Annotated in this window: 9 protein-coding genes; 6 read left to right on the forward strand and 3 right to left on the reverse strand. The window is 61.3% G+C overall.

The features are described from left to right. Nucleotides 1-206: 206 nt before the first annotated feature. The gene (locus tag ACRER8_RS21285) at nucleotides 207-560 is read right to left on the reverse strand and encodes a hypothetical protein (protein ID WP_431748165.1); all 354 of its coding nucleotides are present in this window, start codon (nucleotides 558-560) and stop codon (nucleotides 207-209) included. A 260-nt stretch (nucleotides 561-820) separates the two neighbouring features. Here ACRER8_RS21285 and ACRER8_RS21290 point away from each other — a divergent pair, with 260 nt between their 5' ends. The 5 genes from ACRER8_RS21290 (at nucleotide 821) to ACRER8_RS21310 (ending at nucleotide 5,019) form a co-directional block, all read left to right on the forward strand. Further along, nucleotides 821-1,396: a DUF2796 domain-containing protein gene (locus ACRER8_RS21290; protein ID WP_431748166.1), complete on the forward strand. Its 576-nt coding sequence runs from the start codon at nucleotides 821-823 to the stop codon at nucleotides 1,394-1,396. A gap of 65 nt (nucleotides 1,397-1,461) precedes the next feature. Continuing rightward, complete coding sequence (locus ACRER8_RS21295; protein WP_431748167.1) at nucleotides 1,462-2,172, forward strand: ABC transporter ATP-binding protein; 711 nt, start codon at nucleotides 1,462-1,464, stop codon at nucleotides 2,170-2,172. 1 nt (nucleotide 2,173) lies between these two features. Beyond that, nucleotides 2,174-3,439 carry an ABC transporter permease gene (locus ACRER8_RS21300; protein ID WP_431748168.1) on the forward strand — a complete coding sequence of 422 codons (1,266 nt, stop codon included), beginning with the start codon at nucleotides 2,174-2,176 and terminating at the stop codon, nucleotides 3,437-3,439. Nucleotides 3,440-3,449: 10 nt separating this feature from the next. Next, the gene (locus ACRER8_RS21305) at nucleotides 3,450-3,971 is read left to right on the forward strand and encodes a DUF3299 domain-containing protein (RefSeq protein ID WP_431748169.1); all 522 of its coding nucleotides are present in this window, start codon (nucleotides 3,450-3,452) and stop codon (nucleotides 3,969-3,971) included. Nucleotides 3,972-4,332: 361 nt separating this feature from the next. Beyond that, the gene (locus ACRER8_RS21310) at nucleotides 4,333-5,019 is read left to right on the forward strand and encodes an OmpW/AlkL family protein (protein WP_431748170.1); all 687 of its coding nucleotides are present in this window, start codon (nucleotides 4,333-4,335) and stop codon (nucleotides 5,017-5,019) included. Between the two features lie 166 nt (nucleotides 5,020-5,185). Here ACRER8_RS21310 and ACRER8_RS21315 read toward each other — a convergent pair whose 3' ends face one another. Further along, complete coding sequence (locus tag ACRER8_RS21315; protein ID WP_431748171.1) at nucleotides 5,186-6,115, reverse strand: NAD-dependent epimerase/dehydratase family protein; 930 nt, start codon at nucleotides 6,113-6,115, stop codon at nucleotides 5,186-5,188. Next, nucleotides 6,108-6,992 (reverse strand): sugar nucleotide-binding protein, encoded by an 885-nt coding sequence (locus ACRER8_RS21320; RefSeq protein ID WP_431748172.1) that lies wholly within the window; start codon nucleotides 6,990-6,992, stop codon nucleotides 6,108-6,110. Before ACRER8_RS21320 ends, ACRER8_RS21315 begins: the two co-directional genes overlap by 8 nt. A 304-nt stretch (nucleotides 6,993-7,296) precedes the next feature. Here ACRER8_RS21320 and ACRER8_RS21325 point away from each other — a divergent pair, with 304 nt between their 5' ends. Continuing rightward, a complete protein-coding gene (locus ACRER8_RS21325) occupies nucleotides 7,297-11,610 on the forward strand; it encodes a DEAD/DEAH box helicase (protein ID WP_431748173.1) in 4,314 nt (1,437 codons plus the stop codon). Nucleotides 11,611-11,702 lie beyond the last annotated feature (92 nt).

Genomic DNA, 11,702 nt, shown 5'->3' on the forward strand with positions numbered 1-11,702 from the left:
TACAGAGGGACTGCGTTCAGCATGGGATCACTCTATCCAGTGATACTCCGGCGCATCGCCATGCGCTTTCGACTTTGAAGGGCGATTCAACACTGTGGGAGTGAATTCATTCGCGAAAAATCGTGTAGCTGATACAGATGTGTCGACTGTACTGACTTCTCGCGAATGAATTCGCTCCTACAGCCGGGACTGCGCTCAGCATGGGGTCACTCTACCCAGTGATACTCCGGCGCATCGCCATGGCTTTCGACTTTGACGTTGGCGCTGTGACGCATGCGCACCATCAGGCGTTTACCTGCCGCCGTACTCCCCGCCAGCCCTTCCAGTTGCCCGAGCAAATCCGGCCCGCTCATATGCCCGGCCTTGCGCAGCAGATCCTGAGCAATATCCCAGACGGCATCGTTACGACTGGTCTGTGGTTTGGCCGCCACTGTGCTATCAGGCTTGATCTCCAGCGATTGCGCGCCCAACTGGATGCCCAGCTTCGTCCAATCGCCATCGTCCATTTCTACGGTCAGATCCACTGGCAGGTCACCGACGGTTCCACGGATTCGCAGCATGATGTATGTCCTCTGGTTTTCTGCGGGGCATGGTCCCACAGGATCGCAACCCCCGCACCCACCCTGTAGCGGTGCGGCTTGCCGGCAGTGGTGTCCGTAAAATCGCCACCGCTGGCAAACCGTGTTACTACCAGGGTGATGTTCACCTGTCAGTCAGGTTCATGGGCATATAGTTGGGCTGCCGAAAAAGTTAAGAATCGTCGGCGGCGATTGTTATAAGATCACATAACAATTTCAGTTCTCTCCCGGAGCCCCTCCCCATGCGTCGTCTGCTACTCGCCCTCCCGTTCGCGCTGCTTCCCCTCGCTATCGCCCACGCCGCTGACGAACATGACCACGATCATGAGCATGGCAGCCTCGGCGCGCATGTGCATGGCGTCGCGCGGCTGGACATGGCGCTCGATGGCCCCACGCTGGAGCTGGAACTGGACACCCCGGCGATGAACATCGTCGGTTTCGAACACGCCGCCACCTCTGACGCAGACAAAACCACCCTGGCCCTCGCACGGGAAACCCTGCTCAAACCCCACGGCCTGTTCAGCATTCCGGAAGCTGCGGGTTGCACGGTAACCAAGCAGAAACTGGAGAGCACACTGTTCGGCGACAAGGACACCGAACACGACGACGGTGATGCCGACGAGCATGAACACGAGCACAGCGAAATCCACGGTCATTACCAGTTCACCTGCGCCGTACCGTCCGTGCTGAACAAGCTGGACCTGACCCAGCTGTTCAAAAGCTTCCCGGCCACCCAGACCATTCAGGTACAACTGGTGACCCCAAAACGCCAGATGGGTGCCGAAGTGCGTCCAAGCAATCCTGTTGTCAAGTTCTAAGGGCCGCGCCTGCACACACGACCGGGATCGTCCCGGTCGTTCACGTTCCAGATATGACTCAGACCATGACCCAAGCACTTATCGAGCTGTCCGACCTCGGCTTCACCTGGCCGGGGCACGCGCCATTGCTGGACATCCCGGCATTTCGCCTGGAACCCGGCGAAACGCTGTTCCTCAAAGGCCCGAGCGGCAGCGGCAAGACCACATTGCTGGGCCTGCTCGGCGGTGTGCAAAAGCCTAATCGCGGCAGCATTCGGCTGCTCGGTCAAGAGTTGACGCAGCTCTCGGCCGGCGCCCGCGACCGCTTTCGCGTCGATCACACCGGATACATCTTTCAGCAGTTCAACCTGCTGCCGTTTCTCTCGGTGCGCGAGAACGTCGAACTGCCCTGTCACTTTTCCAAGCTGCGCGCGCAACGAGCGACACAGCGTCACGGCAGCGTCGATCAGGCCGCTGCAGGTTTGCTCGCCCATTTGGGTTTGAAGGATCGACAACTGCTCGACCGACGCGCCGATTCGCTGTCCATAGGTCAGCAGCAACGGGTCGCAGCTGCCCGTGCGCTGATCGGTCAACCAGAACTGGTGATCGCCGATGAACCGACATCGGCGCTGGATGCCGACGCCCGGGAAGCGTTCATTCGGCTATTGTTCGCCGAATGCCGCGAGGCCGGGGCGAGCCTGTTGTTCGTCAGCCATGATCAAAGCCTGGCGCCACTGTTCGACCGCAATCTGTCGCTGGCTGAACTCAATCGCGCCGCCGTCGCCTCCGAGGTTTGAGATGTATCTTCTTCGTCTGGCGCTGGCCAGTCTCGCCAACCGCCGCTTTACTGCCTTTCTCACGGCCTTCGCCATCGCCCTTTCGGTCTGCCTGCTGCTGGCCGTGGAACGTGTACGCACCGAAGCCCGCGCCAGTTTTGCCAGTACCATCAGCGGTACGGATCTGATCGTCGGCGCCCGTTCCGGCTCGGTCAATCTATTGCTGTATTCGGTGTTTCGCATCGGCAACGCCACCAATAACATCCGCTGGGATAGCTTCGAGCACTTCGCAGGCAGCAAGCAGGTGAAGTGGGCAATTCCGATTTCCCTCGGTGACAGCCATCGCGGCTATCGAGTGATGGGCACCAACCAATCGTATTTCGAGCACTACCAGTACGGGCGCCAGCAGCATCTGGAACTGGCTGATGGGCGACCGTTTGCCAACGATCCGTTCGAAGTGGTGCTCGGTGCCGAAGTCGCCGACGCGCTGCATTACAAGCTCGGTGACAAGCTGGTGCTGGCTCATGGCGTGGCCGTGGTGAGTCTGGTCAAACATGACGACAAGCCATTCACCGTAGTCGGCATCCTCAAGCGTACCGGCACCCCGGTGGACCGCACGCTGCACATCAGTCTTGGCGGCATGGAAGCGATTCATATCGACTGGCACAACGGCGTACCGGCTCAGGGCGCAGGGCGGATCACAGCCGATCAGGCGCGCAACATGGACCTGACGCCGACCGCCATCACCGCCTTCATGCTCGGCCTGAACAGCAAGATTTCCACCTTCGCCCTGCAACGCGAGATCAATGAATTCCGCGGCGAACCGATGCTGGCGATCTTGCCGGGCGTGGCCTTGCAGGAGTTGTGGAGCCTGATGGGCACGGCGGAGAAGGCGCTGTTCGTGATTTCGCTGTTCGTGGTGTTGACCGGTTTGATCGGCATGCTCACAGCCATTCTTACCAGCCTCAACGAACGTCGGCGGGAGATGGCCATCCTGCGCTCAGTCGGCGCGCGGCCCTGGCATGTCGCGAGCCTGCTGATTCTCGAAGCATTCGCGCTGGCACTGGCGGGTGCGGTCAGCGGTCTGGCATTGCTGTACATCGGCATCGCCGCCGCGCAGGGTTACGTGCAGGCCAATTACGGGCTGTACTTGCCACTTTCGCTGCCCAGCGCTTATGAATGGACGCTGCTCGGCGGCATTCTTTGCGCAGCCTTGCTGATGGGGGTCGTGCCTGCGTGGCGCGCCTATCGCCAGTCATTGGCGGATGGTCTGTCGATTCGTTTATGAGGACGGCGTGATGCACAGGTGGTGGGTGTGGTTGTCGTTGTTGGTCGCGTCGTGTTCTTGGGCGCAGGACCTGCGGGTGCTGACGTGGCAGGAGATGATCCCGCCCGACGCGCCCCCTGTGAAACTGATCACAGCGCCCATCCATGACCTGTCGAAAATGGCCGACGCCTTGTCGGTGGAGTCGTCGCCTGCGGCTCATCAACTCGCCCCCGACGCGCCGGTGGTGAAATCCCTCGATGGCCAGAGGGTCCGCCTGCCCGGCTACATCGTGCCGCTGGAAGTCAGCGAAGAAGGCCGTGTAACCGAGTTTCTGCTGGTGCCGTACTTCGGAGCCTGCATCCATGTACCACCACCGCCGCCAAACCAGATCGTCCACGTCACCAGCGAGCTCGGGGTGAAGGTCGACGAGCTCTACCAGCCGTACTGGATCGAAGGGCCGATGCAGGTCAAATCCAGCACCAGCGAGCTGGCCGATGCGGGGTATCAGATGGAGGCCGACAAGATTTTGGTCTACGAATTGCCGGATCAGTAGCCAAATCGGATGTGCATGCTGTAGCGGCACGGCTTGCCGGCGATAGTGATCTCACGAACGCCACCGCTGGCGAGCCGGATCGCTACAGAGTCTGATCACAGGATTAAGCCTGGCCTGGGGCCAGCCTGTGGGAGTGAGTTTGGCCGGGGCCGCCATCGGACGCACGGGCAAGTTCATTCGCCGCACATCCAGCGCCTGAAATGCAGTCTTCGTGAGCAAACTCGCTCCCGCAGAGATTGCACCGCCGAAAAGTTTCATCGCATCCAGATTGATCGCCAATCCGTTGAGCCAGGTCAAAAAGCGCGTATCAGACGCTTCGTAACATAGGGCATCCCTTTTAAACGCCCTTTCGGAGCCCCCCATGAACAAGTCCCTGCTCGGCGCATCTCTCGTTGCGCTCGCCCTCTGCACACCGATCGTTGCCGAAGCCCATCAGGCTGGCGACATCATCGTGCGCGCAGGCGCGGCACGGGTGAATCCCAATGAGGACAGCGGCAATCTCAAGCTGGACGGGGCCAACGTCTCAGGCACCAAAGCCACTGCAGACAACTCGACACAGTTGGGCCTGACCTTCGCCTACATGCTCACTGATCACGTGGGTCTGGAGCTGCTGGCCGCCACTCCTTTCAGCCACACCATCGGCGTGAAAGGCCTCGGCCCAGGGCTTGACGGCAAGCTGGCGGACGTCAAGCAGTTGCCGCCTACGCTGTCGTTGCAGTACTACCCGATGGACGCCTCGTCGAAGTTCCAGCCCTACGCCGGTATCGGCCTGAACTACACCAAGTTCTTCGATACCGACCTGAGCGGCGAGCGCAAGGATCAAGGCTTCAGCAACCTGAAGCTCAAGGATTCGGTAGGTCTGGCCGGGCAGATCGGCATGGATTACATGCTGACCGACAACATCATGCTCAATGCCTCGGTCTGGTACGTCGACATCGACACCAAGGCCAGCGTTGACGGCCCATCGGCGCTGAGCGTCGGCAAGACCAAAGTGGATGTGGACATCGATCCATGGGTTTACATGGTAGGGGTTGGTTACAAGTTCTAAAGGACGAGTGGCCTGCGCGACTGAACCTGCCGCGCGCGCCCTGTAGCAGTCCGGCTTGCCGGCGGCAGCGATCGCAAAATTGCCACCGCCGGCACGCCGTGCTGCTACAGGCCAATTGATCGCGCATAAAAAAGGCACCTGATCGGTGCCTTTTTGCTGTCTGGACTTAGCGTCCCATCAGGCGCGCCAGCCCTACCGCGAGAGGCGTCGGCTCGGGCACCTTGAAGCGCGAGAGCAAACGCTGGTTGTCAGCGCGGGAATGCTTGATGTCGCCCGAACGCGCCGGCAAGTAGGTCACCGGCGGCAGACTTCCAACCACTCGACCAAATGCCGCTAACAGCTCATTCAGCGACGTGGTGGCGTTGAGTCCAACGTTGACTGCGCCCTCTTCGACCACCGGCAACTCAAAACCCTGCACCACGAGATCGACCAGGTCTTCGACATAAAAGAAGTCGCGAGTCTGCTCGCCATCGCCGAACACGGAAATCGGCAGGCCCTTCTCGGCGCGCTCGGCAAAGATGCTGATCACCCCGGAATACGGCGAGGACGGATCCTGACGCGGCCCGAAGATATTGAAGAAGCGAAACACCACCGGCTCCAGGCCATGTTGGCGGCGGTAAAAGTCGAGGTAATGCTCGCTGGCGAGCTTATCTGAGGCATACGGCGTCAGGGGCGCTTTGGGTGTGTCTTCGGTGATGGCCTCACCTTCGCCGTTGTTGCCGTAGACCGCGGCGCTGGAGGCGAACACCACACGCTTGATGCCCGCCTGACGCATGGCTTCGCAGACGTTCAGGGTGCCGATGAAATTGCTTTGGTGAGTCTTGACCGGATCATCCACCGAGGCTTGCACAGAGGCCACGGCCGCCAAATGCGCGACTGCCTGACACCCCGTCGCGGCTCGCGCCACTAACGCCGCATCGGCAACATCGCCCTCGATTAGCTCGACCCTTGGATTATCCAGCGGCAGGTTGCTGCGTTTCCCGGCAGACAGGTCGTCCAGCACCCGCACTGCATAGCCCTTGGCGAGCAAGGCGTCGACCAGGTGCGAGCCGATGAAACCGGCGCCGCCGGTGATGAGGACAGGAGCATCAGACATGACGGTAATAGCGGTCCAATAAGCTGGGCAAACCGGCACGCCATGCGCGGGGCTTGATACCAAAGGTGTGAAGGATTTTCTTGCAGGCCAGCACTGCGTTCTGCGGCTCTTCGGCGGCGTCGGGGCTGGCGGCGTGGGCCTGGGCGGTCGGGGCTTCGATGGCCAGGGTGCGCATCAGGCGCGCCTCGGTCAGAATCGCCTGCCCCAGCGCCAGCGGCGTGGTGGCCTCGTGACCGGCGTAGTGATAGGTGCCCCACAGCGGTGCCGCGCAATCGAGTTGCTTGAGCACCGAAATGATCACCCGCGCTGCGTCATCGACAGGGGTCGGGTTGCCACGACGATCATCGGCCAAAAGCAGTTCTTCTTCGGTTTCGGCACGGGTCAGGAAACGCCCGAGCACACCGTCGGCGCTGTCATCGAGCAGCCAGCCAAAACGCACCAGCACGTGTTGCGGGCAGGTGGCGCGCACGCTCTGCTCAATGCGCCACAGCGCCTGACCACGAGCCCCCAGCGGTACCGGTTCGTCCTTCTCGCTATAGGCAGTCGCCCGCGAGCCATCGAACACCCGATAGCTGGAAGGCTGAACCAGAACGATATTGTGATGCTGGCACAGCTGGGCCAGACGTTCGACGGAGCGTTCCTGGATGTCCAGCCTCTGCGCGCTCACACTTTGCGCCTGAAACCAGTCGAAGTAGTAAGCAAGGTTGATCAAGGCATCCGGGCGGGTGTCATCGAGCAGTTGCGTCAGGCTTGCCGCATCCCACCCGTCTTGCGGTGGACGCGGTGCGAGGAAGCCAATGTCCTCCTCGGCACCCAGACGAATCAACGCCTGCCCAAGGGCATTCCCGCCGCCCAACAGCATAAGGCGCATTCGCATAGAGTCAGCAGGCTCGGTCTTGGAATTCAATTGGAAAAAATAGGTGAAAAACGGTCGCAAACATAACACGTCGCGCGGATAAGTCCCAACACGTGGGCTGTGTGCGGTGTTTCGCCGGGCATTTTGTCTGTGTAAGTGAGCTTGCTCACGGAGACTGGGGATCAGCCGCTGGATATATGGGCTCTTCAACCTCGCTCTTCGTGAGCACGCTCATTTCCACAGTTGCCATATGCCATACATCAGATGGACCAAGCCCGATCACCGGCCCTTGCATCCCTCAGCGTTCACCCTCATAAACACAGGCATGAACCTTCCCCAGACCCTCGCTCCAGTGCTCGACGACTTTCATCCGGCCGTCAGCGCCTGGTTCAACCAGACATTTCCGGCAGTCACCGCTGCCCAAGCCCACGCGTGGCCGTTGATCAAGCGACGCCAATCCACCTTGATCGCCGCGCCCACCGGCTCCGGTAAAACCCTTACTGCGTTTCTGGCGGTGATCGACGACCTGGTTCATCAGGGCCTGGAAATGGGCGGTCATCTGCCGGAACAGACTTTCGTGGTCTATGTCTCGCCCCTCAAGGCGCTGTCCAACGACATCCAGATCAATCTGCAGAACCCACTCGCCGGCATCACCGAACAGCTTGAGCGGCAGGGTCTGCCTGGATTGCGGATCAGCACCGCCGTGCGCACCGGCGATACCCCGCAGAAAGAACGCAACGCGATGCGCAAGACCGCTCCGCACATTCTGGTCACCACTCCGGAATCACTCTATGTGCTGCTGGGCTCGGACTCCGGTCGGCGCATGCTGTCCAGCACACAAACCGTGATCGTCGATGAAATCCACGCCATCGCCTCCAGCAAGCGAGGCAGTCATCTGGCGCTGAGTCTGGAACGGTTGCAGGCGCTGTGTGACACACCGCTGTTGCGCATCGGTCTCTCGGCCACACAAAAACCCATCGAGCGGGTATCACGCTTTCTGGTAGGCAGCGATCCGGTCAGTCGACCTTGCGCCATCGTCGATATCGGCCATGCCCGCCCCCGGGATCTGGCGATCGAAGTGCCACCCGTGCCGTTGACGGCGGTGATGGCCAATGATGTCTGGCAGCTGGTTTACGACCGCATCGCCGAGCTGGCCCGCGAACATCGCACCACGCTGATCTTCGTCAACACCCGGCGACTGGCCGAACGCATGGCGCGCTTTCTGAGCGAGCGTCTGGGCAAGGAGGCAGTCGCTGCGCACCACGGCAGTCTGGCCAAGGAACAGCGGCTGGATGCCGAGCAACGACTCAAGCGCGGCGATCTGCAAGTGCTGATCGCCACGGCATCGCTGGAATTGGGTATCGATATCGGCGATGTCGACCTGGTCTGTCAGATCAGTTCGCCGCGCTCCATCGCTGCCTTCCTGCAACGTGTCGGACGTTCCGGCCACCACGTGGGGGGTACGCCAAAGGGCCGGCTGTTCGCCATTTCCCGTGATGACCTTATCGAGTGCGCGGCCTTGCTGGATTGCGTACGTCGTGGCGAACTCGACACCTTGCTGATTCCCAAAGCGCCGCTGGATGTCGTGGCACAGCAAATCATTGCCGAGGTCAGCTGCCAGGAATGGGAAGAGCAGGCCCTGCTGCAAATGTTTCGCAAAGCATCGCCCTATGCAGAGCTCGATGAGGGGCATTATCAAGCCCTGTTGACCATGCTCGCCGAGGGTTACAGCGGCCGTCAGGGCGTGCGTGCGGCTTATCTGCATCGCGACGCCGTGACTCGCACATTGCGCGGTCGACGCGGCAGCAAGCTCACGGCCGTCACCAGCGGCGGCACGATTCCGGACAATGCCGATTACAGCGTGATTCTCGAACCACAGGCGCTGAACATCGGCACGGTCAACGAAGACTTTGCGGTGGAAAGCCTCGCTGGCGATATCTTCCAGTTGGGTAATACCTCTTACCGCATCCTGCGTATCGAAGCCGGCCGGGTGCGGGTGGAAGACGCTCAAGGTGTGCCACCGAATATCCCGTTCTGGCTGGGCGAAGCGCCGGGGCGCAGCGATGAGTTGTCGTTCGCCGTGGCGCGTTTGCAGGCTGACATCGATCAGCAGCTGAGCGAACATCCGGGCAACTTGCGCCCTTGCACCGACTGGCTGATGACTACGTTGGGCCTGGGTCTGGACAGCGCCGAACAGTTGGTCGAGTACCTGGCGCGGGCACGTTCTGCCCTCGGCGCCTTGCCATCGCAGGACACGCTGGTCATGGAGCGTTTCTTCGATGAATCCGGCGGCACGCAACTGGTGATTCACACGCCCTTCGGCAGTCGCATCAATCGCGCCTGGGGCCTGGCGTTGCGCAAGCGTTTCTGTCGCACCTTCAACTTCGAACTGCAGGCCGCCGCCAGTGAAGACGCTATCGTGCTGTCACTGTCTACCAGCCACAGCTTCGCGCTGGATGAGGTCTGGCGTTACCTGCATTCCAACAGCGCCGAGCACATCTTGATCCAGGCGGTGCTGGATGCGCCGCTGTTCAATGTGCGTTGGCGTTGGAATGCTGGCGTCGCGCTGGCGTTGCCGCGTTATGCGGGCGGTCGAAAAGTCGCGCCGCAGCTGCAACGGATGAAGAGCGAAGATCTGATCGCTACAGTGTTCCCGGACCAGATCGCCTGCCTGGAAAACCTCGTCGGCGAACGTGAAGTCCCGGAGCATCCGCTGGTCGAGCAGACGTTGGACGACTGCCTCCACGAAGCCATGGACGCCGACGGCTGGTTGGGTCTTTTAAGGCGCATGGAAAAAGGCGATGTGCGCCTGATTGCCCGCGATCTGCCCGCGCCCTCCCCGCTGGCGGCCGAGATTCTCAACGCCAAACCCTACACCTTCCTCGATGACGCGCCGCTGGAAGAACGTCGCACCCAAGCGGTCCTCAATCGTCGTTGGAGCGACCCTGAATCGGCCGACGATCTGGGTGCGCTGGATGCTGATGCCATCGTGGCGGTCGCTGAAGAAGCCTGGCCGCAGCCGCAGAACATCGACGAAATGCATGAGGCGCTGATGAGCCTGGGCTGTGTCAGTGGCGCCGAAGCACGGGATCAGAGCGACTGGATGAAATGGCTGGAAAGCCTGGCCCGATCGGGACGTGCGACGCGTTTGCAGGTCTCGCCCGAGCAGGCCCTTTGGATTGCCCTGGAACGGCTGAGTTGTTTGCGGGCGGTTTATCCGGCGGCTGAAATGCACCCTCCGCTGGCTGTGTTGCCCGGTTTCGATGAAGTCTGGAGCGAAGACGACGCCAAGGTCGAAATCGTTCGCGCGCGTCTGAGCGGTTTCGGGCCACTGACCTTGCCAGACATCGCCGAGCCGCTTGCTCTGCAGGCAGGCGATGTCGCTCAGGCATTGGCCCAGCTGGAAAACGAAGGCTACGTGTTGCGCGGTCGCTTCAGCCCCGGCGCCAGCGAAGAACAATGGTGTGAACGGCATCTGCTGTCGCGCATTCATCGCTACACGGTCAAACGCCTGCGCCGGGAAATCGAGCCAGTGTCGCTGCAGGACTTCATGCGTTTTTTGTTCGACTGGCAGCATCTGTCCACATCGGCTCAAAGTCAGGGCAAAGCGGCATTGCCGGAAGTGGTCGATCAACTGGAAGGCTTCTCGGCCGCCGCTGGCGCCTGGGACAGCGATATTCTTCCCGCACGCCTGAAGGACTATTCCCAGAGCTGGCTGGATGACCTGTGCAGATCCGGCAAGGTCGTGTGGATGCGTCTGACCAATCGCAACAAGGTTGGCACCGCTGCGTTGCGCAGTACGCCGATTGTGTTGCTACCGCGCCCGCAGGTGCGCCTGTGGAGCGGCCTGACCGAACAACCCGCACCCACCGAATTATCTTTGCGCGCCCAACGGGTTCATGAGGTGCTGTCGACTCAGGGCGCGATGTTCTTCGATGAACTGACGAGCGAAGCGCATCTGCTGCGCACTGAACTGGAAAACGCCTTGCAGGAACTGGTCGGCGCAGGCCTGGTAAACGCCGATAGCTTTGCCGGGCTGCGCGCATTGATCACTCCCGCGAGCAAACGCACGGCCCACACCAGCCGCCGCAATCGCGGGGCGTTGATCGGCGGAATGGACGATGCCGGGCGCTGGGCCTTGTTGCGCCGGGCGCCAACCGCCGAAACCACGTTGCCGCGACGGCTGGACAGCGACACGCTGGAGCACATCGCCATGACCTTGCTGCGTCGTTACGGCGTGGTGTTCTGGCGCTTGCTGGAACGTGAAGCGGACTGGCTGCCGACCTGGCGAGAGTTGCTGCGCACCTTCCATCGTCTGGAGGCGCGGGGCGACATTCGTGGCGGGCGATTCATTGCCGGGCTCGCGGGTGAGCAATTTGCGTTGCCCGAGGCGATTCCCGTACTTCGGGAGGTCCGCAAACGCGCGCTGGATGGCAGTCTGATTGGGGTCAGCGGCGTCGATCCGCTGAACCTGGCCGGCACGTTGCTGCCGGGCGCGAAGGTCGCCGCAGTGGTCGGCAATCGGCTGGTGTATCGCGACGGCATTCCCATCGCTGCGATCGTGGCGGGCAAGCCGCAGTACTGGGGCGAGCTTGATGCCGAGATGATGTTGCAGGTGCGGGATCGGTTGTTCAGATAGCGTTGGCCCCGCGTGCGCGAGCCTGCTTGCTGGCGGTTTCACTTGTAGGAGCCGGCTTGCTGGCGAACGCGGAGGATATTGCTGACACTCCG

The organism is Pseudomonas sp., assembly GCF_050739935.1.
Lineage (GTDB): Bacteria > Pseudomonadota > Gammaproteobacteria > Pseudomonadales > Pseudomonadaceae > Aquipseudomonas.